This window comes from Halomonas profundus (genome assembly GCF_020865425.1).
GTDB classification, from domain to species: domain Bacteria; phylum Pseudomonadota; class Gammaproteobacteria; order Pseudomonadales; family Halomonadaceae; genus Vreelandella; species Vreelandella titanicae.
Map to the genome: position 1 here is coordinate 1,143,821 of NZ_CP086344.1, position 25,703 is coordinate 1,169,523.

Annotated in this window: 22 protein-coding genes; 4 read left to right on the forward strand and 18 right to left on the reverse strand. The window is 52.7% G+C overall.

Features of this window, described 5'->3' with window-relative positions; all coding sequences use genetic code 11:
- Window positions 1–112: 112 nt before the first annotated feature.
- The 8 genes from LMS44_RS05165 to LMS44_RS05200 form a co-directional block, all read right to left on the reverse strand.
- On the reverse strand, window positions 113–1,789 hold the full coding sequence (locus LMS44_RS05165; RefSeq protein WP_278371063.1) for a methyl-accepting chemotaxis protein: 1,677 nt from the start codon (window positions 1,787–1,789) through the stop codon (window positions 113–115).
- A gap of 165 nt (window positions 1,790–1,954) precedes the next feature.
- A complete protein-coding gene (locus LMS44_RS05170; protein ID WP_278371062.1) occupies window positions 1,955–3,817 on the reverse strand; it encodes an ABC transporter ATP-binding protein in 1,863 nt (620 codons plus the stop codon).
- Between the two features lie 129 nt (window positions 3,818–3,946).
- Window positions 3,947–5,554: a gamma-glutamyltransferase family protein gene (locus tag LMS44_RS05175; RefSeq protein ID WP_190373789.1), complete on the reverse strand. Its 1,608-nt coding sequence runs from the start codon at window positions 5,552–5,554 to the stop codon at window positions 3,947–3,949.
- Between the two features lie 8 nt (window positions 5,555–5,562).
- Window positions 5,563–7,056, reverse strand: a complete 1,494-nt coding sequence (locus tag LMS44_RS05180; RefSeq protein ID WP_230806211.1) for a tripartite tricarboxylate transporter permease — start codon at window positions 7,054–7,056, stop codon at window positions 5,563–5,565.
- 41 nt (window positions 7,057–7,097) lie between these two features.
- A complete protein-coding gene (locus LMS44_RS05185) occupies window positions 7,098–7,595 on the reverse strand; it encodes a tripartite tricarboxylate transporter TctB family protein (RefSeq protein ID WP_027959914.1) in 498 nt (165 codons plus the stop codon).
- A gap of 27 nt (window positions 7,596–7,622) precedes the next feature.
- A complete protein-coding gene (locus LMS44_RS05190; protein WP_190373788.1) occupies window positions 7,623–8,573 on the reverse strand; it encodes a Bug family tripartite tricarboxylate transporter substrate binding protein in 951 nt (316 codons plus the stop codon).
- 87 nt (window positions 8,574–8,660) lie between these two features.
- Window positions 8,661–9,191 (reverse strand): chromate transporter, encoded by a 531-nt coding sequence (locus LMS44_RS05195; protein WP_027959912.1) that lies wholly within the window; start codon window positions 9,189–9,191, stop codon window positions 8,661–8,663.
- Complete coding sequence (locus LMS44_RS05200; RefSeq protein ID WP_009287174.1) at window positions 9,188–9,757, reverse strand: chromate transporter; 570 nt, start codon at window positions 9,755–9,757, stop codon at window positions 9,188–9,190. Before LMS44_RS05200 ends, LMS44_RS05195 begins: the two co-directional genes overlap by 4 nt.
- 178 nt (window positions 9,758–9,935) lie before the next feature.
- On the opposite strand from LMS44_RS05200, the gene LMS44_RS05205 reads away from it, so the two are divergent.
- Window positions 9,936–10,631 carry a GntR family transcriptional regulator gene (locus LMS44_RS05205; protein WP_022520673.1) on the forward strand — a complete coding sequence of 232 codons (696 nt, stop codon included), beginning with the start codon at window positions 9,936–9,938 and terminating at the stop codon, window positions 10,629–10,631.
- Between the two features lie 77 nt (window positions 10,632–10,708).
- Window positions 10,709–11,278, forward strand: coding sequence for a DUF1415 domain-containing protein (locus LMS44_RS05210; protein WP_027959910.1), 570 nt, complete (start codon window positions 10,709–10,711; stop codon window positions 11,276–11,278).
- Window positions 11,279–11,446: 168 nt separating this feature from the next.
- Here LMS44_RS05210 and LMS44_RS05215 read toward each other — a convergent pair whose 3' ends face one another.
- The 3 genes from LMS44_RS05215 to LMS44_RS05225 form a co-directional block, all read right to left on the reverse strand.
- Window positions 11,447–13,111 carry a methyl-accepting chemotaxis protein gene (locus LMS44_RS05215; protein WP_278371059.1) on the reverse strand — a complete coding sequence of 555 codons (1,665 nt, stop codon included), beginning with the start codon at window positions 13,109–13,111 and terminating at the stop codon, window positions 11,447–11,449.
- A gap of 257 nt (window positions 13,112–13,368) precedes the next feature.
- Entirely contained in the window at window positions 13,369–13,863 is a 495-nt protein-coding gene (locus LMS44_RS05220) for a GNAT family N-acetyltransferase (protein WP_022520669.1), read from the reverse strand.
- Window positions 13,864–13,886: 23 nt separating this feature from the next.
- Window positions 13,887–14,879 (reverse strand): LLM class flavin-dependent oxidoreductase, encoded by a 993-nt coding sequence (locus LMS44_RS05225; RefSeq protein ID WP_027959907.1) that lies wholly within the window; start codon window positions 14,877–14,879, stop codon window positions 13,887–13,889.
- Here LMS44_RS05225 and LMS44_RS05230 point away from each other — a divergent pair.
- A complete protein-coding gene (locus tag LMS44_RS05230) occupies window positions 14,878–15,042 on the forward strand; it encodes a hypothetical protein (RefSeq protein WP_159176282.1) in 165 nt (54 codons plus the stop codon). The genes LMS44_RS05225 and LMS44_RS05230 overlap by 2 nt on opposite strands.
- On the opposite strand, the gene LMS44_RS05235 is transcribed toward LMS44_RS05230, so the two are convergent.
- The 6 genes from LMS44_RS05235 to LMS44_RS05260 all read right to left on the reverse strand — a co-directional run bounded on the left by LMS44_RS05235 (window position 15,028) and on the right by LMS44_RS05260 (window position 22,090).
- On the reverse strand, window positions 15,028–15,720 hold the full coding sequence (locus tag LMS44_RS05235; RefSeq protein WP_022520668.1) for an SDR family oxidoreductase: 693 nt from the start codon (window positions 15,718–15,720) through the stop codon (window positions 15,028–15,030). The genes LMS44_RS05230 and LMS44_RS05235 overlap by 15 nt on opposite strands.
- Window positions 15,721–15,850: 130 nt before the next feature.
- Window positions 15,851–17,128 (reverse strand): nitrate regulatory protein, encoded by a 1,278-nt coding sequence (locus LMS44_RS05240; protein WP_022520667.1) that lies wholly within the window; start codon window positions 17,126–17,128, stop codon window positions 15,851–15,853.
- 125 nt (window positions 17,129–17,253) lie between these two features.
- The gene (locus LMS44_RS05245; protein ID WP_009287177.1) at window positions 17,254–18,606 is read right to left on the reverse strand and encodes a NarK family nitrate/nitrite MFS transporter; all 1,353 of its coding nucleotides are present in this window, start codon (window positions 18,604–18,606) and stop codon (window positions 17,254–17,256) included.
- 343 nt (window positions 18,607–18,949) lie between these two features.
- Window positions 18,950–19,969, reverse strand: coding sequence for a patatin-like phospholipase family protein (locus tag LMS44_RS05250; protein WP_009287178.1), 1,020 nt, complete (start codon window positions 19,967–19,969; stop codon window positions 18,950–18,952).
- Window positions 19,970–20,072: 103 nt separating this feature from the next.
- Window positions 20,073–21,197, reverse strand: coding sequence for a CZB domain-containing protein (locus LMS44_RS05255; RefSeq protein WP_278371057.1), 1,125 nt, complete (start codon window positions 21,195–21,197; stop codon window positions 20,073–20,075).
- Window positions 21,198–21,367: 170 nt separating this feature from the next.
- Window positions 21,368–22,090 (reverse strand): murein L,D-transpeptidase catalytic domain family protein, encoded by a 723-nt coding sequence (locus tag LMS44_RS05260; protein WP_027959903.1) that lies wholly within the window; start codon window positions 22,088–22,090, stop codon window positions 21,368–21,370.
- 105 nt (window positions 22,091–22,195) lie between these two features.
- Between LMS44_RS05260 and LMS44_RS05265 the strand changes: the two genes are divergently transcribed.
- On the forward strand, window positions 22,196–23,830 hold the full coding sequence (locus LMS44_RS05265; protein WP_022520663.1) for a L,D-transpeptidase family protein: 1,635 nt from the start codon (window positions 22,196–22,198) through the stop codon (window positions 23,828–23,830).
- Window positions 23,831–23,915: 85 nt separating this feature from the next.
- Here LMS44_RS05265 and LMS44_RS05270 read toward each other — a convergent pair whose 3' ends face one another.
- Window positions 23,916–25,613, reverse strand: a complete 1,698-nt coding sequence (locus tag LMS44_RS05270) for a peptidoglycan DD-metalloendopeptidase family protein (protein ID WP_022520662.1) — start codon at window positions 25,611–25,613, stop codon at window positions 23,916–23,918.
- Window positions 25,614–25,703 lie beyond the last annotated feature (90 nt).

Consider the following 25,703-nt stretch of genomic DNA (forward strand, 5'->3'; position numbering starts at 1 on the left):
GGCTGCGGCTAGACGAAGAGCTTGCTGAAATGGATGAGCATATAAGCCGGTAACGAAACTTCCTTGGACTCAGTATAAGTCCAAGGAAACTTAGAAGACTAAGGGGGATTGCTTAAAACGACTCCCATTCAGGCTGCTGTGAGCTCGCCAAACGACGCAGGTTCTTAGGCGTAGGTGAGGGCTTATTAGCTGTAGGGGCAAGCGCTGCTTTGCCAAGAGCTGGTTGCTCACTAGCATTACTGAGCTTGAAGGCGCCCACTAGCACGCCTAACCGGTCAGCTTGCTCCCTTAGCTCCGCCGCCGCAGCGCTGGACTCTTCTACCATGGAGGCATTGTGTTGGGTCATGCTATCCAGCTCGTTAACTGCGTTATTTACTTGACCGATACCTACACTCTGTTCTTTAGCACCAGCACTGATCTCAGCAATCACGTCCGCCACACGCTCGATGCTTTTTACCATCTCCTGCATGGTGGCGCCGGTTTGTTTCACTTGGTCAACGCCCGATTTTGTGCGGCTTAACGAGGTATTGATCAGAGTGGCAATGTTTTTGGAGGCATCACTTGAACGGCTGGCCAATATACGTACCTCTTGGGCAACTACCGCAAAGCCTCGGCCATGCTCGCCTGCGCGGGCGGCCTCTACAGACGCATTCAGCGCCAGGATATTGGTTTGAAAAGCGATGCTATCAATAAGGTTGACGATGCTGCTGATTTCAGAGGAAGAGTCGTTAATCGTATCCATTGTCTGCTCAACACTGTGCATGGAGTGCAAACCCTGTTGAGCGAGATCCCGGGTTGAAAGTGCCAGCTGGTCAGCTTGCTGGGCAGAATCAGAGGCGTTGTTGACCACTGCTGCGATTTGCTCCATCGAAGCAGAGGTTTGCTGTAAATTCGCAGCTGCTTGCTCAGTACGTGCCGCAAGCTCCTGACTGCCTTTGGCAATTTCAGTAGATGCATGCTGCAGGCTAACGGTACTGCTGCTAACTGACTGAAGCGTATCGTCAATGCGTTTAATAAAGGCATTGAACTGTTGTGCCAATTCACCAATTTCATCACGGCGTTGGCTCTCAATCCGCGCGGTTAAATCGCCATCTCCTTCGGTGATCTCCTTAATACGTCCACTGATTTGGCGGATAGCCCGAGACATCATTAGCGGCCCTAGTAGCGCAATAAGCGTTGCCGCAATAAAGATGATTAAAGCAACAATAATAGTGGATGTTTGCTGTACTTGGATTCTATCTACCACCGCTGCTTCTGCTTGATAAGTGGCTGTCTCAATATTTATTCCCGATACATCATATATGTCACGTAGTGCATTAAAGTCGTCTAATGATGAGCCGGATAGCATCGTTAATGCTGCTGCAGTATTGCCGTTTTGGTGCAGCTCAAAAACACGTGTTGCCTCTTGTTTCCAATCGCTATACAGCGTTTCAAAGTTAGCTAGTTGCGTGGTTAGCTCTGGGTAGTTCTGCATTAGTTCGGCGTAGAGCCCCATGCGGTCATAAGCCTGCTGAGCATTCTCTTCAAACTCGGCGATTAACGCTGTTGCTCGCTCGGAGCTGGGGTCAGATAACAGATACTCAATCTCAGCAACGCGTGCTTGATAAAGGTCTCGGTCGCCGTTGAGTGTGGCTGAAGTCGCCGGAATATAGTTGGTGATAAACGTATCTAAACGGCTTTTTACCATATTAACCAGCAGTGCATCGGCTACCACAATAACCAGTAGTGCTAACGCAACGCTGATAAAGGCAAGAGCATACTTAACTCTTATCTGATGAAGACGGTTCATATGTGCCACTCCTGTAGTGTCAAACCATGAGAGCACATTACCTTTAAAGCGTTAGAACGGTCGACAGATTTGTAACGCTTGTGACGTTTGTTCACGTTCGAGGTTTTAATTAGCGTGGTAAGAGTTTAAACATAATTATAATAAGAATTATTAATATTTTAGTGGCTATTTATAACCCGCTGCCTGGAGTTGAAATAGTTTCGCATAGCGGCCTGCAGTGGCCAGGAGTTCTTCATGGGTGCCGCGTTCAACGATATGCCCTTGATCAATAACCAGAATGAGATCAGCGCTGCGTACTGTGGAAAAACGGTGAGAGATCAATATCGCCATTTTATCGCGGCTGTGCTCGCGAAAGCGGGCAAATATTTCGGCTTCTGCCGCAGCATCCATGGCAGCGGTAGGTTCATCCAGTACCAAAATGTCCGCGTTTTCGCGCATATACGCTCGGGAGAGGGCAATTTTCTGCCACTGGCCACCAGAGAGCTCTTGGCCATTTTTAAACCAGCGGCCAAGCTGGGTTTTGTAGCCGTTGGCCATGCGGGTAATAAACTCATCCGCCATACCGTGACGAGCGGCGTTCTGCCACCTTTCTTGGTCGTTAAAGGCATGAGTATCGCCGACACCAAGGTTTTCGCCCACCTGCAACTGATAGCGCACGAAGTCCTGAAAAATCACCCCGGTGCGTTCACGTAGTGCTTGGGTACTCCAATCCCGCAGGTCGCTACCATCTAACAGAATTCGGCCTTGGGTTGGGTGGTAGAGCCGCGTGAGCAGCTTGATAAGGGTCGTCTTACCCGAGCCGTTTTCGCCTACCAAAGCCAGGCTCTGCCCAGGGCAGAGGTGCAGTGAGATATCGTGAAGAACCGGATCTTGGAGAACAGAGTCGCCGCCAGGGTAGGAGAAGCTAACGTGCTCAAAGCGCAGCCCGTCACCGGGCAGTGCCCCCTGAGTGAGTGTACCGCTCTCTCCCTCCACTGGCTGCTCAAGATACTCATAAAGATTGGAGAGGTAGAGGTTATCCTCGTACATGCCGCTGATCGCGGTGAGGCTTGCGGAGAGCGCGGCCTGACCCTGCTTGAAGACCATCAGGTACATGGTCATCTGGCCCAGGGTAAGTGCCCCGGCAATCGTCTCAATCACCACCCAGGCGTAGGCGGCGTAAAAGGTTAAGGTGCCAAGCAGGCCGAGCAGAAACCCCCAGCTTTCACGACGCAAAGTTAGGCGGCGATCCTCTGCAAACAATTTGGTAAAAATGTCGCGATAGCGCTTGAGAAACAGCCCTTCAAGGCCAAACAGTTTGACCTCTTTAATGCTGTCTTCCCTTGCCAGCACCGTCTCTAAATAGATCTGCATACGGGTTTGCGGCGAGCGCCAGCGAAACAGCCTGAAAGCATCGCCCGAGAATTTGGCCTCTGAGATAAATACCGGCAAGGCGCCTGCTACCAAAATCAGCAGCGCCCAAGGGGAGAACTGCACCAGTAGCACGCCGAAGCTACCCAGCGAGATAGCGTTTTGCAGCAGCCCAAAGGTTTTATTCACCAGTGCAAGCGGGCGCGTAGATGCTTCACGGCGCGCTCGCGTGAGCTGGTCGTAAAGCTCTGAATCTTCAAACTGGCTAAGTGACAGTTGTCCCGCTTTCTCCAGAATCATCACATTGACCTTCTGCCCCAGCAGCGCACGCAGCAGTGACTGTTGGGCTGAGAGGCCGCGCTGGGCCAGGGCAATGAGCGCAATAATCACGGCTTCGATCCCCACCAGCGTTAGCACCGGTGTGATGGACGCTAGTAGATTGGGATCAGTGGTTGCTTGATGGGCCTCCATGGCACTTACCACCCCATCCACAATCAATTGACCCACCCAGGCCGCCACGGCAGGCAGAACCCCTGCGACCAGCGTGCACAGCGCCAGCCCAAGCATCATCCAGCGAGAGGTTTCCCAGACTAAGCCAAGTGCACGTCGGCTATAGCGAAATACGCCAAAAAAGCCGCTTAGTGGTGAGGAAGTCGATTCAGAAGGTGGTGGAGACATAGTTAGGCTGGCAAAAAGTACCGACGAAAAAAAGAGTGCCATGATGCGGTGGTTGAGCGTGGATAGCCAGCTCAGCCGCCGGTTGCCTTCAACGGCAACACGGCGGAGACCCAGTTTAGAGGTGAGATATTACCAGGGGAGCACAGCCCCATCGGTGCGTGGCTCTGTGCCTCCTTGGAGTACGCCGGTGTCAGGATCGCGCAGAATGATTTGGCCACGGCCAAAGCTGATTGAATCGGCGACTTTAACGATGTCGTGGCCGCGGCGTGCCAGGGCAAGCGCTAAGTGATTGGGGAAGTCGGCTTCAACTTCGATGGTTTTGCCTTTGGTCCATTTCCAACGCGGCATATCGAGCGCCGCCTGAGGATTCAGTTGATCCTCAAGCATCGCCGTTACCACCTGCACATGGCCCTGGGGCTGCATATAGCCACCCATCACACCGAACGGCCCAACGGCTTGGTTATCTTTGGTGATAAAGCCTGGGATGATGGTGTGGTAGGTGCGTTTGCTGGGTGCTAGAGCATTGGGATGCTGCGGGTCGAGGGAAAACGACCAGCCACGGTTTTGCAGGCTAATGCCGGTGCCCGGTACTACGATGCCAGAGCCAAAGCCTTCAAAGTTGCTTTGAATGAATGACACCATATTACCTTCATCATCAGCGGTTGCCAGGTAAACGGTGCCCCCCCTTAATGGATTGCCATGAATGGGGTCAATGGCGTCTTGGCCAATAAGCTCTGCGCGTTGCGAAAGGTACTCATTCGATAGCATCTGCTCAACGCTCGGCTGCATAGATGAGCGCTCAGTAATGTAGTTTAAGCCGTCTACGTAACCAAGTTTTGTAGCCTCTATCCGGCGGTGGATAGTGTCTATCTGATCATTTGACTGTTCGCCTAAAGATTCAAGAATACCCAAGGCTTGAAGCACAATTAATCCGCTGCCGTTGGGAGGAATTTCCCAAATATCATGGCCGCGATATCGGACACTTATGGGTTTGACCCATTCTGGTTTGAAAGCTTGTAAATCTTCTTTGCGTAAGAAGCCGCCATGCTGACGTGAAAAGGCATCCATCGCATCCGCTAGGCTGCCTTGATAAAACGCATCCGCATGGCTATTGGCAATTTCACGCAGCGTTTTTGCCATATCAGGAGAGCGCCAAATGTCACCTGCTTTGGGAGCCTGCCCATTGGGAGTGAAGTGCGTAAACCAGGAGGCAAATTCATCTGTCCCGTATTTTCCATAACGCTCTTCTGCACTTTTCCAGAGTTGGCTGGCTACTGCTGATACAGCAAAACCTTCGTCAGCTAATTCTATTGCTGGCGCTAACAGCTGCTCAAAAGGCAGTTTACCAAAACGCTCTGAAAGCGCAGCCCAGGCGCCTGGCGCACCGGGTACTGTGATTGGCACTAATCCATGGGCGGGCATTTCCTCATGACCCAGGGCCTTGACGGCATCACATGAAATACTCTTTGGCGCAGGGCCGCTAGCATTGAGGCCATGTAGTTCACCTTTTACCCACACAAGAGCAAAAGCATCGCTACCAATACCATTAGAGGTTGGTTCAACGACGGTTAAAGCAGCAGCTGTAGCAATGGCAGCATCAATGGCATTGCCACCTTTTCGTAACATATCTATGCCGACTTGTGCAGCAAGCGACTGAGACGTAGCGACCATTCCACGTTTTCCAAACGTGACCATACGGCGTGAGGCGGAAGGGTAATAGTGTGGGTCAGTATGCATTGTGATTCCTATTTAGATGTGGCATCTAGACGGCGAGCCATTAGGCGGCGCTGTTTCATATAGCTATAAATACTGTAAATCACAGAAACAACCGCCAGTGTAAGCAGCAGCGCTGATATTGGCCGAGTGAAGAAGAGCGTCCAGTCAGTGCTTGTCTGGAAGGCCCGTCTTAAGTTGGTTTCTGCTATAGGGCCCAATACAACGCCAAGTACAAGAGGTGCTAGCGGATAATCCAGTTTTTTAAGCAGATATCCCACTGCACCAATGCAGGCAAGTAGATAAAGGTCGGATAAGCGGTTGTTCAGGGTGTAAGTACCAATTGCACAGCAAGCTAATACAACGGGAACAACAATATACTTAGGTACATTTAGTAGGCGTAAAAAAGCCCTCATTAAAATAACGCCTATTAACAGCATGAAGACAGAAGCTATCGCCATGGCAATAAACATGCTGTAAACCAAGTCGGGATGATCAAGTATTAAGCGCGGGCCAATGCTGATGCCGTGTACCATGATGGCTGCCATGAGAACTGCATCGGCGGGAGACCCTGGTATGCCTAACGCTATCAATGGTATTAAGCTGCCGCCTACCGTTGATGAGTTGCCTGACTCAGAAGCAACAACGCCCTGTGGTTCACCCTTACCAAAAGTTTCTGGGTGCTTAGACGCTCGTTTAGCTTGGTCGTAAGCTAATAGATTAGAAATTGAGCTACCTGCACCGGGTACTGCACCAATAAACACACCGAGCAATGATGAGCGTATAACATTGGCGGGCTTCAATAAGATGTCTTTTATGGTTTGCCAAAGGTGAGGGCGCATATCTCCACTGATTAATGCGCCAGAAGAGGGCTGTTTGTCTCCGGCGGCAGGCTCTAATTCGGAGAGTAGCTGGCTCATGGCGTACATGCCTATTAATACAACCAGGAACGGTATGCCCGCGGTCAGGATTTCATAGCCAAAGGTAAAACGCTCGCGCCCCATGAGTGGGTCAGGCCCAATAGTGGCGATGCCGATACCGATTAGACCCGCGATTAGCCCCCTGATAAGAGAGTCACCCACTAGGCTTGCTATGACAGTCAAAGCAAAAATAATAAGCGCAAAATATTCCCAGGGCCCTAACTTAACCGCTAGAAGTGCGAGTGGAGGCGCGGCCACGATCAGCACAGCAATAGAAATAATAGAGCCCACGAATGAAGCAAATAATCCCAAGGATAGTGCTTTCCCAGGATGACCTTGTCGAGCCATAGGGAAGGCATCAAAGGTGGTTGCAACTGATGAGGGCGTGCCTGGGATGCCTAGCAGAGCGGCACTAAATAAGCCACCGCTTAGTCCACCTACGTAGACAGATAGCATGACCGCAATGCCCTGCATGGGGGGCATGGCAAATGTAAGAGGCAACGTAAGGACTATGGCCATGGTAATCGTAAAGCCGGGTATTGCGGCGGCAACAATACCTGCAAAAGTCGCTACTGCCATGAGTAATAGCGTATAGGGCTCGGTCACGCCCCCTAGCGCTACGAGGAAAGCATCAGTCATAGGTTACGTTACCATTGAGCACGAGGAAGATAGATGTTGAAGGCCTCAGAAAATAAATAGTAAGGCCCAGCAGAAAAGAGAATGGCGACGAAGATGGCAATCGCTACGGTAGTAGCCTTCCTGGGGGCTAGGTAAAGCTGTGTAGTAAGCAGATATACAAAAGTGCTGATAATAAATCCCGCAATAGGCATTGCTATCATATACACAGTAAATAGCACCAGGTTGATGATGACGGCTTTAAGTGCGGTTAGTCTTCTCCAGGCAATGCAAAAGGTTGTACGCGGTAAGCCGTGTTTGGAGAGTTCAAAGATAACTGCCATGCCGCATAAAATTGCAATACTGAAAAAGATAATTTGTGGGAAAGTACCTGCACTCATGGGTTCCCAACGAGAGGCCGGCAATGAGCCGGCCTTGAAGGCCATGAATAAAGCACCGAGGGCGATGATAAGGTAAGACAGCACTTGTAACGCCGGGATTAGAGCTGTCTCTGCGCTTCTGCGCTCCATAAAAACCTCCTAAAGCACAACGTTACCTTAATTAAGGAGGTGGGCGTTGTTTTCAATGAACTCGTTATTACGCTCTAAATAAGCGGTATAGTCTTCTCTGTTAAGGTAACGCACTGTGCCGCCTACATTCTCAATGTCGGTTTTAAACCCTTCACTATTAGCGACATTTTTAAGCGCACTTTCCAGTGTTGAAACGACCGACTCGGGTGTTCCTTTGGGCACAACAACCCCACGAGTAACTAAAAACTCAAGATCATGCCCCAGTTCTTTAAGTGTGGGTGTATCAGGTAGTTCTTCAATGCGTTCAGAAGTAGCCGCTGCTAACACGTTCAAATCGCCATTTTCTACGAAGGCGCGTGCTGAGTAATAGTCCTCTATAGCCACTGTGATATGCCCACCCGCGAGCGCACGTAACCTTTCTCCAGTCCCTTCATACCCCACATAGCCAAACTGAGTGCCTGTGGATTCTTCAAATTGCACTGCCCATAAGTGTGGAATACCACCTAATGTAACGCCCATCCGATACTCACCTGGGTTTGAGATGACATCTTCGAGCATGTCATCGAGTGTTTCCCAACCAGTATCGGCATTTACTACGATGACCGAGTTATCGCTGGTCATCATGGAAACGACATCAAAATCGTCCCAGTTGAGGTCTGTCACCCCCGAATGGTGCGCGATCAGCAAACCTTCATGTATTTGCGAAATAGTGTATCCATCGCTATCTCGGCGTGAGGCTTCACGCAGTCCTACCGTTCCACTTGCTCCAGGCATATTAATCACAGGCACCGCTTGGCCTAACTCTGTTTCAAGATGTTTGCTTACCAAACGCATTAGCAAGTCGCTGCCGCCACCTGGCCCCCAGGGCACAATAAATTCGATTGGCTTTTCAGGATAATTATCAGCAGCTGTTGCAAAGGCGGGTATAGAAAGTGCTGCTGCTAAGGCGGTGGTAGTGAATAGCGATTTAAGTGTCATTGTTTACCCCATTGATCCATGAATTGTTGTGAGTTTTGGCGTGTTGAGTGGTGTTACTTATAAGTTTTTGTAAAGTTTGAGTTATCTTTACGGAATAATAAGCCCTCCATAAACCAGGGCGCCCATAACCACAAAGGCGGGGTGCGTGTTAAAACGAATCAGTGCTATAGCGGCGACTATGCCAATGATCAGGGTATGAATCGCCCCGCTGGTATTAAGGCTTTCGAGCAGAAACCCCAAGGTCAGCCAGGCCATCATCATGGCGATGACTGGGCGCACCCATTGGCTCATGCGCTTAACCCGGGGGGAATCACGATGACGGTAGAGCAACCCTAACGCGCCTAACATGAGTAGCAGCGTAGGGATCACTGTGGCAGCTACGGCAATGAAGGCACCGCCAATACCCGCTACTTCATAGCCCACATAGCCGGCCATTTTGGTCGCGATAGGGCTAGGTAATGCGTTGCCGAGGGCTAATGTTTCCGCGAAGGTTTGTGCGGTCATCCAGCCATAACGGCCAACCACTTCGGCTTCGATCAGTGGAATAATGGCCGGGCCGCCGCCATAGCCGATAATGTTTGGGATAAAAAAGGCTAGGAAGAGATCCCAATAAATCATGCCGCTCCCTCCGCTTTTTTCTTACCGGCAGGGCGCAGGAGGGCGGCAAGTAGAATGGCGCCAATCACCCAGCCTGGGTGAATGCCAAGCCAGTAGATCAGCCCGGCGGCAATGATGGCCATGGCAATGCTGACCAGCCAGCCAAGAGCGGCCTGGGATTTATCAAAAAAGTCCCAGGTGAGCTGCGCCATCATCACCATGACCACCGGCACCACGGCTTGGCCCATGCCGCGAATCCAAGCCACATCGCGGTAGCGGCTGAAAATGCCTAACATGACAATCATCGCCACAATCATCGGGACGATAATAGCAATGACGGCCGCAATACAGCCGACGACTCCACCTACACGATAGCCAATATAGCCGGGCATCTTGGTGGCAATGGGGCCGGGTAAGGTATTGCCAATCGCCAGTACATCGGCAAACTCTTCATCGGTTAACCAATGGTGACGGGTGACGACCTCGGCGCGCACTAATGGGATCATGGCGGGGCCGCCACCGAAACCAAAGATGCCGATGCGGAAAAAGGCCCAGAAAAGTTGCCAGGAGGTGGCGGGTGGTGTCATTGATGCATATCCCGCGAAGCCAAAGAAGAGATCAGAAGCATACCTAGACCTTATTTATCGTTTGTAGGTTAAAAAATCGATTATCTTGTCTAAAATAGAATATAGGTAGTGCCTGACCCAACGTCAACAGTCAAAACAGAATGGACAGCGGGAACTGAGATAAACAAAGGACATCGTGATGAATAATTCTCTACCTACGTCAGCCAAGTCAGTAGGGCCAGTGGGGCCAGCGGGTACCGCATCAAGTCGCGTGTTTGATCATTTACGCAAGGATTTGGTGGGTGGGCGTTTTGTGGCCGGTGAAAAGCTCGCTATCAATGCCCTCAAAGAGCGCTATCAAGTCGGTTTGAGCCCGCTGCGAGAAGCGCTCAATAGATTGGCGGCTTATGGGTTGCTGGTGCAGGAGAATCAGCGCGGCTTTCGGGTGCCGAAGCTATCGCGGGATGAACTGGACGATATTGCCCAAATGCGCCTGGAAATGGAGGGGATGGCGCTAGAGCGAGCTATTGCTAACGGTGACTCGCTTTGGGAGGCCGATTTGCTTGCCGCCGCACATCGCCTGAAACGGGCCGATATAACCCTGGATAAAGGCGAAGAGTGGGAGCATCTGCATACACAGTTTCACCGCACCCTGGTGGCGCCGTGTGGTTCAGTCTGGTTATTGCGTTTTATTGAGCAGTTACACGACCAGTTCGATCGCTACCGTCGTTTGGGGCCAAAAATGCCGACGATACGTCAAGAGCTGGACGAGCAGCATCATCAGCTGGTGGAGCTGGCGCTACAGCGGGATGCTAAAGCAGCGCGTGAATTAATGGACGACCATATCCATAAATCCTATGAAGTCGCCCTGAAGCGCTACCAAGAGCACGTGTAGTTGGTCATGAACAGTTGGTAAACTGCTGCGCATAAAGCGTCGGCCATCGCCGACCTAACCATGATCATGAGGGTGCTATGCACACAGATAACCAACACGCAGATGACCAAGTAGCCGCGCAAACGCTGAACTGGGTGCGCACCTTCATTGTCGCCCACGATATTTGCCCGTTCGCTCAGCGGGAGCTAGCGCGTGAAGCCATCCGCGTTGAGGTTGTGCGCTCTAAAAAAATTGAAGTGGCGCTTGAAGAGCTGATGGTCGAGGTAGCGTGGCTGGACGAACACCCTGAAACTGAAACGACGCTGCTGGTATTTCCTACGCTTTTTAAAAGCTTTGATCACTACCTGGATTTTGTTGAGCTGGCCGAAAGTATCTTGGTCGATCAGGGATATGAAGGGGTCTATCAGCTCGCTACTTTTCATCCCGATTACTGCTTCGACGGGGCTGAGCCCGATGACGCTGCCAACTATACCAATCGCTCTCCCTATGCCATGGTGCATCTGCTACGTGAAGAGAGTGTTGAAAAGGCGATCGAGTTTTACGGCGATACCGACGCGATTCCTGAGCGCAATATCGCTAAGTTAACGGCGATGGGCAGCGACGTCGCTGAGCAGCAGTTGCAGCACTGTTTTGACGTGAGCGACTAAGGTTTGTGAATCGCTCGCTGATGCTTGCCTTTGCTTTTAGCGGCATACAGGGCGCCATCCGCAAGTTGTATTATGTCGATATTCGCATTTAACGAGCCGCTAATTTTTATGACCTGAAGCGGAAGACCAATGGAAAAAGGGCCAGTCAAGCTGGCCCAAAAACATGAATTAAAACTCTTCCCAATCAGGTGTGGCATTGGGCAGTTTTCTAGTTGAGTAAGCGTTAGACGCTGCAAGTGCCTGCGGTGATGAAGAGGCGGTGGGGGATTCCGAGCCACCGTGCGTTACGCGCTTAAGTTTGAAGGTCGTGACTAACTCGGCCAAACGAGTAGCTTCATCCTGGAGTGAGGCTGACGCGGTGCTGGTCTCTTCAACCAGCGATACATTTTCCTGGGTCGCCGAGTCCATCTGGGATACCGCTGTGCTGACTTGGCTAATGCCCGACTCCTGCTCCTTTGCGGCGAGAGCAAGCTCTTGCATCATTTCCGTCACTTTACGAATAGCTTCGTTGATCTCCGCCATATCATGGCCATTTTTCGCTGCTTGTTCCGCACCGACAACAATACGCTGTGAGATATCTTCAATCATGGTGCGTATTTCTTTCGATGAGGTGGAGGTCTTTGTTGCTAATGAACGAACTTCGCTGGCCACCACCGCAAAGCCTCTGCCGTGCTCGCCAGCCCGGGCAGCTTCTACCGATGCATTCAACGCCAGGATATTGGTTTGAAAGGCGATCGAGTCAATCACCTGAATAATGTCATGGACTTTGTGCGAGGTCTCTTCTAATTCCCGCATCAGTAGGCTGGTGCGTTCAGATGCCTGCTTACCACTATTCGCCTGTTGCGCGGCGTCCTGGGTCAATTGCTGTGCTTGACCGGCAGTATCTGCGTTTTGCCGCACAATCGATGAAATTTCATCCATACTCGCGGCGGTTTGCTGCAAAGCTGCGGCTTGTTGCTCTGTACGCGAAGCGAGGTCTTGGCTGCCGCTAGCGATTTGCGTAGAACTAGAGGCGACGGCTTCGCTACTTTGATTGAGCGTACCGATCATCTCTTCCAGGCGCTCCTGCATATCCTCCATGGCACTATAAAGGCGGCCGATCTCGTTACGCCCTAGGGCGTCGATATGGCTGGTCAAATCCCCCTTTGCAATGTTTTCGCAAATGCTGACTGCCCGCTGTAGAGGGCTGATGATGAGCCGGTTAATCATTATTTGTACCACAATATAGAGTACAATCGCGGTTAAAATGAGAACACCTACGGTAATACCAAAAATGACGCTGTCGCGCTGTGCTTCCGAGAGAACTTGGCTGCCTCTGCTCAGTGCATAATTATTAAAATCACTGATCGCAGTGCTAAAGCCGGAGAACTTCTGATTCATGGGATCACGGTATTCGTCCAGTGCCTCATAACGCTCGTTGGCTAAATCACTTCTTAAGGCGTCAGTGACAATAAGGTGGTAACTATCGACAATTGCATCGACTAGTGGGCGACGCTCGGAATCAACCGGGAGTTCAAGGTGAGTGAGTTCCGCAATACGCTGGTCAGATTTCTCCAAACTCTCCAATGCTTCTCCCAGCGCCCGCTCAGCGTAATTTTCGTTGCCATTGCGGTAGTGCTGTGACATGCGCTCTAGCCTGACCCGCACTTCCATTAGATTTGTTTCTGCACGGTTAGCAGCACTCGCTTGTTGAGCGCTGATTTCATTAATTTCTGCCAGCAGCTGTGCACCTTCGCGTTCTGCCATAGCACCCATGCTACCCAAAATGATAAGCATGGCTAAAAGCACAATCAGTGCGCCAGCAATCACTCTCTTAACTGATATGTTTTGCATTGATACTTCTCCTAATACTCCCCGCACCTGAATTGGTGCATAGGGGAGTTTTAAAAGGTATCAATTTCTCGTTAATATAATGATTTGATTAAGTTATCTTTAGTTTGTTAGATTGTTAAATGCTAAATCATAATAAAGCCGTATAATTAAATGTTTTTTTAAACTTGTTTGAGAGTTGTTTGGGAAATAATTGTTTGATAAAGAGTTGCTTAGTAAATAGTCGTCTGGTAAAGAACCCTTTGGTAAATGGATGATTGTTAAAGCGTCTTATGCATCACATGCGTATCGACAAAACCGAAGCGCGCATGGCGGTAGGCGTTAGGAACGGTACCCACAATACTAAACCCCAGCTTCTGCCATAACGCGACGGCCACCTCATTGGTGGCCACCACGGCGTTGTACTGCATGGCCAGAAACCCTAGTTCCCGGGCCTGTTGCTGGGAGTGCTCACACATGGCTCGCGCTACGCCTTTGCCCCGTGCGGCGGGGGTCACCATATAACCACAGTTACATATATGATCGCCGGGGCCAGCCGCGTTGGTTTTTAAGTAGTAAGCGCCCAGCACTTGTCCGTTTTCATCTTTGGCAACCACACTGGCGTTAGGCGTTTTACACCATAACTGACGGGCAGCTTCAAAACTGATATCGGGATCAAACGCATAGGTCTCTTGCGCTGCAACAATGGCTTGGAAGGTGGGCCAGAAAGCAGCAAAATCGTCATCCGTTATTGGAGAGAAAGCGAGTGTGGTCATAACTATCCTGTGCAGCTAAGCGCTTATCGGGCGACCTCAGCCACAATCTCGTAGCTGCGTAGACGGTCGGCGTGGTTGTAAAAATCGCTATTAATCATTAGTTCATCGGCGCCAGTGCGTGTTTGGAATTCCTCAAGCTCGGCTTTAACTGTCTCGGGCCCACCAATAATCGCCGCGCCTAAAAATTGGCTGACTTGGGCCTGTTCCATCGGCGACCAATCCAACTGCTCAACCGGCGGTTGTGACTGAGTCGGCTTGCCGCGAATAAGGTTTAAAAACTTCTGCTGCGCTGTCGTGGCCAAGTAGTGAGCCATCGCGTCACTCTCTGCGGCCATCACGGGAAGGCCGACCATCGCATGGGGCTTATCCAGGTGCTCCGAAGGGCGGAAGTTATCACGGTACAAACGCAGCGCTTCAAATAAATAGCCCGGCGCGAACTGAGCCGCAAACGCGAAGGGTAAGCCCAGTTTGGCTGCCAGCTGCGCGCTGTAACCGCTGGAACCCAGCAACCAAATAGGCACATGGGTACCTTGGCCAGGCACCGCTTTCACTCGCTGCTGGGGCTCTGCATCGGCTAAGTAGCTGCGCAGCTCATTCAGCAGTTGTGGAAAATCATCGACCCCGGCGTGGGCGTTGCGGCGCATAGCCTGCATGGTGGCACCATCCGAGCCAGGCGCACGGCCTAATCCCAGATCAATACGGCCAGGGTAGAGCGTTTCCAGTGTGCCGAACTGCTCGGCAATCACCAGCGGTGGATGGTTAGGCAGCATAATGCCGCCGCTACCCACGCGGATGGTGGACGTTTGCCCGGCTATATGACCAATCAACACGGCGGTTGCGGCACTGGCGATACCGGCAATATTGTGGTGCTCGGCAAGCCAGTAACGGGTATAGCCTAGCCGCTCGGTTAATTGCGCCAGGGCAACACTATCGCGAAAGGTCTCTGCGGCACTGCCGCCCTGGCGAATAGGTGCCAGGTCAAGAACGGAAAGTGCCGTGGAAGCGAGTTGGCTCATGGATCACCTGCAAATTAATTCGTGGGCGCGTCGGGTGAAAAATTACTTAGCGCGCTTGGTAATTACACGTTATGCGGCCATTGCAGATGAATTGCAAGGTGCCGACTATCCAGGTGGCGGATATACAGGTTCGTTGGCTCCTCACTCCTCACTCCTCACTTAAAGGTGGAGTGGGGCGAATAAGAATTTCATTCACATCTACATGGGCAGGTTGCGCTAGTGCGTAAATTACCGCATTGGCGATATCGCGATCTTCTAAGGCATGAGTTGGCGGCTCATCAAAAAAGGGGGTGTCGACCATTCCAGGTTCAATTAGCGTCACACGCATGCCGGTGCCACGTAACTCTTCACGTAAGTTGTAGCCAATTCCGGTGACCGCCCACTTGGTCGCGCTATACATCGAGCCTGGAATAGTCGTGCGGCCTGCGGCTGAGCCGGTGAGCAATACATGGCCTTTGCTGCGTTTAAGGGCGGGCAAACAGGCTTGAATAGTGAGGCCCACTCCATAGATATTGGTGAGAATCATCTCACGCCATGCGTCGTGGTCGGCTTCACTAAAGCCGCCGGGTGAACCGCCACGGCCAGCGTTGGCAAAGACGCCATCCAGGCGGCCAAAGGTTTCCAGCGCCTGCTCAACCATGGCCTGCTGCTGTTCCATGTTAATCACGTCCAGCTCACAGGTCAGTACGTTTTCCGGCCCCAGCTCTTGCGCCAGTGCGGTGAGCTTGTCGCTAGAACGTGCAGCGAGTACTAACTTATAGCCTTCACGTGCAGCTGCGCGAGCGGTGGCCGCACCGATGCCGCTAGATGCGCCGGTAATTAATAGCACGCGGTGTTGCATGGGGTGCGCTCCTTGCTTGGTCAGTCAAGTGAGCTTTTAGCATGGCTAAGGTGACAGCATCCTGCAAATATAGGCTTAAGCAGCTTGGTATTGTGCTGCTAACTGACTGCTAACGAGGAGCCCATCTACTTTATGTTTTAGCATCGTTGCGTTTTAGCATCGCTGAGAGATCCAGTATCGCTTGAGCCATATCTGCCATGCTTTTGCTTTGATCCATTGAGGTTTTCCGCAGAAAGCGGTAGGCCTCCTCTTCGTTCATCTCCTGGTGGGCCATGATGAGACCTTTGGCGCGTTCAATCAGCTTGCGTTCTCGTAGCGCTTTGCGGGTATTTTCAAGCTCATCGCTGAGCCCTTGTAAGCGGCTGGCCTGGGCTTGGGTGAGCTCGATCAGCGAGCGGCCCAGGGGGGAGGTGAGAGCGTTGGCGGTCAGGTCACCTAATGGTTGCGCTCCATTCAGCGCCAACAGCTGCTCGCAGGGGGCGGGTGTAGGGTGGCAGGGCTGTGCCTTGGCTTTTTCTAAAGCCTCCTCAGCCTGGCCGATTTTGCGGTGGCAGAGCATGCTCAGTTGTTCAATCAGCGCATCTTCAACCGTTTTCATTGAGTCGATGCGCAGCGTGGTGAGTTCATACCAGGTTTCACCCAGCTTATCGGGTGTCTCTTTGGGTGGTGATTGTTTTGCCGACGAGCGCTGGCAGGCGATATCGCGCAGATGGCAAATACCCGACAGCGTTCGCGGTGAAAGCTCCTTCTGCCATGCCTGCTGCGCTTCGGGTGTCGCAAACTCTACAAAGGTGTCGAAGCAGCGCTGTTGATCCGACATTAGTTGGTTTAGCAGGGCACGGTGAGGCTCGTCGAAGTGGCCATGGGTAAAGCCAAAGGCGCCGCAGGCGCGCTCCTGGCCCGCCAGCTCTTTGCCTTGCATTAAGTGGAAAATCGCTACTAGCGTGCGGGTAATATCGGGATCGATAGAGGTATCTGCGGCCTCAAACACAATGGCTAGTAGACCACTGGTCAACTGGTTAAACGCCTGGGTCGCTGCATCGGGGGTGATAGCAAAGGTATCAATGGCCTGGCGAAGCGCGCCAAGTTCGTCAAGCGCGTACCAGACGGCGGCAATCCGGCGCAGTAAGCGCGCGGCGGCCTGGGGGCGGGCCTCCTCACTGAGCGCTTCCAGCCGTTGGCGCATTAGTGTTTCGGCCTGCTGACTGTGTTGCCGGTAGGTGTCGCGGCGGGTTTTGAAGCGCTGCCCCTGGGAAACAAGGTAAATCGTCGATGCGCCCCGTTCACGCTGGAGCATATGAATAAAGCGGCTGATGTCGCCGACAATATCGGCGGTGGTGGCAAGGTGGGTAAGGTTGTCGATATCGCAACGGATGGCGGTTAAGAGCAGTTGCTGCGCTGAAGACATAGAAATTTCCTTGGTGACTCGCCGCCTAAATGTGAACACTCCCATACCGTTATTCTCCCATACCATGCCGAAGCGTATGGGAGTGAACAGGAACGTTATGGAAGTATGAGTGTACTGGAAAGCGCTTAGCGTAACGACAGAGCGCCCGCGCCTACATCATCACCTACTGCGTCGCTATACGCTTTGGCCTCTTCTGCTTCGGTAGCATCGCTAAAGCGTACCACCAACACACATGAAGCCAGGATCAGTACAGTGAGGCCTAAATAGAACAGACCTTGCTGATAGGTCAGGCTTTCGCTGCGGAACAGAAAGGCAGCGCCTACCGCGCCCACATTACCGCCAGCGCCGACTATGCCCGCCACGGCACCCAGCGCCTTTTTGTTGATAAACGGCACCACGCCAAAAGTAGCGCCTTCCGCCATCTGCACAAACAGGCTGAACACCAGCATTATACCTATCGCTAGACTTAATACGTGCATCTGCGAAAACGCTACCAACGCAATACCTTCGCAAACCAAGGCAATAAACAGCCAGCGAACGCGTCCTTTCAAGCCCCCTTGCTTAGCGAAAAGATCCGAGAAGACGCCGCCTAAAGTACGCGCAAAAATATTCATTAAACCAAACAGACCGGCAATCAGACCCGCGGTGGCCAGGGTAAGATCAAACTTATCAAAGAAGTAGATGGCGGCAATATTGTTGATCGTCAGTTCCACGCCAAAGCAGAGGCCATAGACAACGAACAGCGCCCAAACACGAATATCCTTGGCGGCGGCTAGAAAGCTTTGCGCGGCACCATTTTCTCCTGAAGCTTCAGGCAATTCGCCGCGTGCGCGCAGGTCACTGAAGTTGCCGTTGGGGGCATCCTGGGTAAAGAACCAGTAGCCAATGCCGGTAAAGAACATCACTACACCAGGCACCATCATCGCTAAACGCCAGCCAAAGGCTTCGTTAACGCCCAGCATCAGCATGCCCGAGAAGATTAGTGGCATCAGTATCTGCGTGGTGCCACCCCCCAGGTTTCCCCAACCTGCGCTAGTAGCGTTGGCGGTACCGACCACATTGGGGGCGAACATCATCGAGGTGTGGTACTGGGTAATCACGAAGGAGGCGCCAATGGCCCCAATGGCTAAGCGCGCCAATAGAAAGGTTTCAAAGCTATCGGCCAAGCCAATGCCCATCACCGGAATAGCGCCTAATATCAGTAGCCCGGTATAGGTTTTACGCGGACCGATGCGGTCACACAGTACGCCAATCGCAAGGCGCACAATGACCGTAATCGCTACCGAAGCGATAATCGTATTGCCGATTTGTGTTTGAGTCAGTGAAAGGTCTTCTCGAACAATCGCCATAAGAGGGGCGATGCCGAACCAGCCGAAGAAACAGATATGAAACGCGAACCATGAAAAGTGGAAAGCGCGCATCTGAGGAGTCGAGAAGTTAAGCAGCCGAATACGGTTGGCTTTGTTGCGTATGTCCATGGGATGGCCTCACGGGGCATAAAACGAGTTAGTCGCTACGCAACGCAAACAAGTTAGCGCGTTACGCAAACAATTGACGAGAACATGCCTTCATCGTTGAAGGTCAGGCTCGACGCACTCGTACCCAGTTGGGCCTGGTCCACGCCTACCACCACTGGTAGGAGTTATGCAGGTAGTTTGCCAGCTGAATATTTATTGCTAAAAATCAATATCTTAATTTATTTTTTGTTGTGCGTGTTAGAGATGAGTGATCAAGTCTATGCTGCATGATTGGGCATGCAACGCCGATTTTGCGGCATCTTGGTGCTAGAAGGGTGCAATGGGCGGACTGAACGTGCAGCCATTATTCATGTAAATAGACGGCATCAATATCCAGTGTGGAGTGGCTACCAATCGCTTCAAAGTGTTCGCTTAACCAACGTTCAGCGGCAGCTTGTCCCTGCTCGAAAAGATGGCATAGAAAAGGCCACTCAGAATTGGATTTGCTGGAGACAGAGAGGCCCTCAAGTGCCTGCTCGCCGCTAATGCGGTGGAACAACGCCTGCTGGTAGCAGTTTTCAATGCCTTGCTCATCGAGGGTATGCTTAAGCAGCGCAATCATACGGATCTCTTTAATCAGTGCTGAGTTAAAGGTGATCTCGTTGAGGCGATTCATAATGGCCGATGCCGAGGTGGGGACTTCGTTACGGCTGATTGGGTTGATTTGTATCAGCAGAATATCCCGTGCGCTGCACTCCTCCATGAGAGGAAACAGGGCGGGGTTACCCATGTAGCCACCATCCCAATACGCTTCGCCGTCGATCTCCACTGCTTGGAATATAAAGGGCAAGCAAGCGGAGGCCATCACCGCGTCAACGCTCATCTCTTCACGGCGGAACACCCGCTGTTTACCCGTGCGTACGTTAGTGGCCGCGACAAACAGCTTAAGCTGTTGGCATTGCCTAACCCGCTCGAAATCAATATGTTCGGCCACGATATCGCGCAGCGGATTTATATTGAGTGGGTTGAGTTGGTAGGGGGAGGCCACACGGCTTAATAGGTCCATCGCAATAAAACCGGGCGAGTGATCCAGGCTCCAGTTGCCGGTCAATATGTCCAAGGGAGAGCGGCGGATGGGGCTGGCCATACCCGCGCGACTCACCGCTTGCCAAAAGTCGTGCAGTGCTTGCCGAGCGGTCTCTTTATCGCCTCTTGTGAGCGCATCGGCCATTACCACGCCATTCATTGCTCCGGCGCTGGTGCCGCTGATGCCCTCAATCTCAATGCGGTCATCTGCCAGTAGGCGATCAATGACACCCCAGGTATAAGCCCCGTGGGCGCCACCGCCTTGTAACGCGAGATCTAGCTTTTTGACCTGTGCCATATGCTTTTTCCCATTGCTGCTGGTGAGGAAAGTGGTTTTATTGCAACCAGCATGGCATAGGCGGCTAGATAAGACGAAAGGCTATTTAGCGTACAACGGCTATTTAAGGTGCGCCCGCAAGCGGTGAGTGATGATTGGTTGAATAGGGCGCCTCATACATGGCGTGCTCCATGAGGTTGTCCAACTGCAGGGCGAGCTGCTGGCTGGCTTCTTCCATGACTCCCAAGGCGGCCAGTTGACCATTGCGGTCGCCCAGGCGGGCAAACTTAAGTGCTTCCTCGCCACTGTCATGCATACGGCGATGGGGTGCCGCCAGCGCTCGATAGGCCTCAGTGCGGGCGTAACGTTGGTGACCTTCTCCATGTTGATGCCAGCGCCCTAAACGGCATTGGTGATGGTCTTCTAGGGGAGTGTCTGTGTTGGCAGAGAGGAGCTGCTTATAAAGCCGACACTTCCACACCGCATGATCAAGCTTCGCGGAGTGTAAAAACGCAGCGGTGGCATTGTGATGAATCACCTTGTGCATATGCTGAGCTTGGTCAGCAAGCTGATGTACTGCCTGATTGGCTGCTTGCGCGGAATGGGTAATCTCCTCGTCGGCCAGACGTTTTTTCACTACGGCCTGCGAGTGTTCTCTTACCTGGCTATTAATTTGCTCCATCAGTAGGCTGAGCTGATGGCTCAAGCTGTGCATAGTCAACGCTAAGCGGTGGACATCGTCTGCAATGGCTGCCAATCCTGGAGATTGCTGGCTAGCGGCATCGGTGCTGCCAAGCAGACCTTGGCTATGGGCCGTTTCGAGGGCCGTACTTACCGCTAACGCCTGGGCGTGGCCTGCACTACGGGCGAGAGCGACCTGTAGCTGGCTTAAGGCGTGCAGAGTTTTAGCTAACACTAATGGGGGTAACGCTTCGGTACGTTCAGTGTCGTGGCAGCGTTGGTCAAGGCTACTGACCGCCTGTTCAGCGGTGGCAATTAAATTAACCGTTTCCGTTAGGGTGGCCCGCTCGCCGGCAAGCTGATCCGCGTACTCCTGTATGCCACTATTGAGAGAAGCCAGCATATCCGCGCCTCTTGCCTGCAGCATGCCGATGGATTGTGCCGGTTTCATCAGGCTCAATAATCGACAACTGGGGGAGGGGGTAGCAGCGTCAAGCTGAGTGCGTAACTCGGCAACTTCCTGTTCCAGGCGGCGAATTTTTTGGTACGGGTGCATAAAGGTGAACATGGCAGAGACACCTACGGCAGATAGCAATATTTTGTGTTAATTTGTCACAAAGTATTGCAGAGGGTTCCCCTGTGCGCCTGATTTAGCGGCCGAAAATGATAAAATTCAGCTACTGATTGCCTGTAAGACTGAGGTTGTTAACGTTCCCCTCATTAAGAGTCTGGGTAACATTAGCGCCGGGCTAGCTGTGCGGCGGTGGCCGTGCAGCCTAAAAACGCGGAGGTGGCCAGCCACTCGGCATCGGGATAATAAGCGAACACATACTGATCCTCTTTTAGACTGTCGATCAGCGGGTAAGTGACGTCTTCGCGTACCGCCGGGCAGCCATGGCTGCGCCCGAGCCGCCCCGTTTGGGTGATAAAGGCGTCGCTTACATAGTCCGCGCCGTGGATCACAATAGCGCGCTCAAACGCCAAGTCATTGACGTTGGGTTCCAGACCCTCCAGGCGCAGTGAATAGCCGTTGCGCCCATAGTAGCTGTTCATAGTGCGAAATAGGCCAATGCTGGATTGATGGCTATCGGGGGTATTGGAAAACGTCTCTGCTTGGGCGTCGCCAGACCCCTGGCCGTGGGAGACCAGCTCTTCGAAGAGTAGCTTATGCTGGCGCAAATCAAATACCCACAAGCGCGGCTCGGTAGATGGCAGCGAGTAATCGATCACTGCCAAGCGCTCGGCATTAGGCTCGGCGCAGTTAAGCGCTTGGGCGGCTAAACGCAGCGCATCGGGCGAGGCCTGGGGGGCGAGCTGCAGCAACTGATGGTGTAAAGGCAGTATGCCGCGAGGTGGCGTTGAATCAACTTGGGCGAAGAAACTGGCAGCGTGGAGCGGTAATGTAAATAATGTAAAAGGGAGAGAAAATAATAACGTGGCAACATTTAAACGAAGAGCCATAAAAGTCGATCCTACGAGCAATATAAGTCATTATAAAGATTAGCCGACTAATATAAAAAACAGGGTCGGCGATGTGGAAGACTATAGTAACGCAAGGAGAGGGCGATGAACGAGATACAGCCACTAAGACAATGGGCGATAGGGGTCGCTCTTTGTCTCACGCTTACCCACAGCCCTTTAGGCATTAGCTATGCGAATGCGGATTCAGCGCCGTTACAACAGGCGTTAGCCCAGCAATTAAGCGCGGTTGAGGCGCAGCGGCTACCCGTTACTGAGTTTTATCAACTGCGCGATGGGCAGCCCGCCTGGCAGGCAGCCGTGGCGGTTGAGTCTCTGGTTGCTGCGTTGAATAGCTTGGAAACCGATGGTCTAACACCCGAGGATTACCACGCTGATACACTGATTGATGAGTTCCAGCGCAGTCAGGCAAGCAGTCAAGCCGCTCAGGCGTCGTTTGATATTAAAGCAACTCGAGCGTTGCTGCTGGCGCTGGATCATTTAGAACGCGGTAAGGTGAACCCGCGCGATGTCGAACCCCAGTGGGATGCGCCGCGCCCTGAACGTCGCTACTCACTGCTGCGTGTGGTGCATGCCGTCGATGACCGCTCGCTTGATAACGCGATCGCGCTGGCTCGGCCCTCGTCTGCTGAATATCAGCAACTGCGCGATGCCTTGAAGCAGCATTATCAGTTGGCTAACCTGGGCAGCGTGCCCTACTTGGCTGCGCGAGAAGAGTCGTTGCGGCCAGGCGATGAAGCCGACGATGTGAGCGTGCTGCGCCAGCGCCTGGCACTATGGGGAGAGGCTGAGTTACAGGTGGCGGATAGCAGCGCCTATCCATTAATCGGTGTACAAGCCGGGTCGAATCGGCGTGCCTTTGATGCACCGCTGGAAGCCGCTGTGAGGCGTTTCCAGCGCCGTCATTTGCTGCAGGAAGATGGTGTAGTGGGCGAACAAACTCGCTTGGCGTTGAACACCTCAGTGGCGTCGCGAATCGACCAGCTGCGGGTCAATTTAGAGCGCGCGCGGTGGATCCGTCCGATGCAATCTGCTGAGCCACGAGTATGGGTTGATATTGCAGGCTACCGGATGCACTACGTGCGCCCTAACGGCCAGCACTGGGACGCCCGTGTGGTGGTAGGAACCCCGCGGCGCGAGACGCCGATTATCCACTCTACGATCAGCCATTTAACCATTAATCCTTCCTGGACAATCCCGCCGACGATCATGCGCGAGGATGTGTTGCCCCAGGTGCGTGCCGATATCGACTACTTGGCGCGTAAAAACATCCAGGTGATTAGCCCCATGGGCGAACCGCTTGCTGCGGAGGAGATCGACTGGCAGCGTCCTGGCGGCGTTATGTTGCGTCAGGTAGCGGGTACAGGTAACCCGCTAGGTCGCGTCGTGGTACGGTTTCCCAACGATGACATGATCTATTTGCACGATACCCCCGCGCGTGGATTGTTCCGGCGTGATCAGCGTGCACTTAGTTCAGGCTGTATTCGGGTTGAAGGTGTGACTGAGCTGGCGCAAATGCTGCTGCAAGACACCGGCAGTCGTTATCAAATGAGTACGCTGTTAAAAGGAGGGAGTGATCGCAATGTGAGCTTATCTCAGCGTATTCCCATTGCGCTGCATTATTTGACCGCGTGGCCAAATGCCGAAGGCGAGGTGGAGTTTAGACCTGATATCTACCGCCGGGATGCAACGCTACTGGTCGCGCTGCAGCGGTCAGTCTAGACAGTTGAAAATACGTAAGCCAACGCAAAACACCGCCCAGTGGCGGTGTTTTGCGTTTGAGTACACGGTAGCTATATAGCGGTCGCTAGTCGTCGCTCTCCTGCCGATAATTAGCCACGCTAACCGGGCCTGTTTCGCCGCTTTCCAGCGCCGCCAATATGGGTGCTGCCTGATTCTGGAACGCAATAAGCGTATCGCCGCTCAAGCTGGTGTTTTCGGGCAGGGGAACCGTCATCGCATTGACCGGTGAGTTGTTGACGATGACTTCGTAGTGCAGGTGAGGGCCGGTGCTGCGGCCTGTATTGCCTGATAGCGCGATACGCTCGCCCATTGTTACACGTTCACCTTGCTTCACCAGCGGCCGGGAGAGGTGCAGGTAGCGCGTCCGGTAGCCATTGTCATGACGGATGACGACATAGCGTCCTGCGGCGCGATGGTTGCTCACTCGTTCCACAACACCGTTAGCGGGAGCCGTTACCGGCGTGCCAATCGGCATAGCAAAATCGGTACCGTTATGCGGGCTAGTGCGGCCGGTTACTGGATGCTTACGGCGCGGATTGAAGCTAGAGCTTAAACGGTAGTTGCCTTCAAACGGGTGGCGCGCAAAGGCAGGATCCAGGCTACCACCCTCAGGTGTATAGAAGTTATCGTCGCTGGCATTACGCACAACGGTTAAGTCCATGCGTTCGCCGTTGTAATGAACAGCCAATACACGGGAATCTAAAGTTTCACCATCGATCATGTCTGACTCGACCAGTACCTGGAAACGATCGCCGCGGCGGCTGTCACGCCGAAAATCGAGTTTCTTTTCGAGTAGTTTCGTCAGTTCTGTTACCGAGCCGCTGTTCAAACCTGTCGCCTGGGCGGAGCGCGCAAAGCTACCGCTGACGCTACCGGCATAGAGGCGCTGAACAGGTTCTCCTTGGCGTTCAATCGTGGTGATGGCGAAGTGGTCTGCGTCCTTCTCCAGCAGTATGCCGTCACGGGTGTTTTTCATCATGCGTAGCGACAATAAACGCCCATCTTCATCCAGCTGATAATCAAAGCTGTGCCCGGCGCGCCAATTGGTTAGCATGCGCGGGTCAGGTAAATCCTCCAGCAGAGCCATCACTTCGCTATAGCCTAGGCCTAATTCGTTTTGTGCCAGTACGGCAAAAGTTTCGCCGGATTCAACAATGTGGGTTTCCCACTCAGGTACAAAGGGCTCTTCAGCTGCCAGCTCTAAATCCAGAAAGGAGATATCATCGAATAGCTCAACGCCATAATCCTCATAAGAGGTAGCGTCGGCAATTTCGACGGAAGAGCTGTTGTCTACATTATTATCCAGCATGCCGCTAGCCAATGTGCCTAGCACAATTGCCATATGCAGCGCACCGTCATCGAGACCACCGCTTTCCAGTGCTGCGGTATTCGGTACCGTGACGTCGCCGCCCAAAGCCGGCTGGTTCGCCATGTCGGCCTCTGCGCTGGCAATGACGTCAAGATCAACGATCTCGGTTGCGGTGAGTTCACTGAGGGGGATATTTTCGCGGGTCGCGTCGAGGGCGCGCGAGGCGCGATCGATCGCATCTGCTACCGGGGTGCGTTCTTGATGCAGGGAAGGGACGCCCGGAGTAGAGTCGCTTGGGAGCGGTACTAGCACGCTTTCAAGCGGTGTGTTTAGTTGAGTTAAATCTTGGTATGTCGTCAATAACTTTTGTGTGCCCAGCACGGTGACCATTGTGGCCACGGGTAACAGTAATAATTTGTGCGTACGGGGCAGCGAATGGAGGATTCGCAACATGGGTAAATGGACCGCCGAGTTCGTGATTAAAAGTAACTATTAAGCGAATAAACCCGGAAACCATACCCCATGGAGGCAGGGGTGCATAGA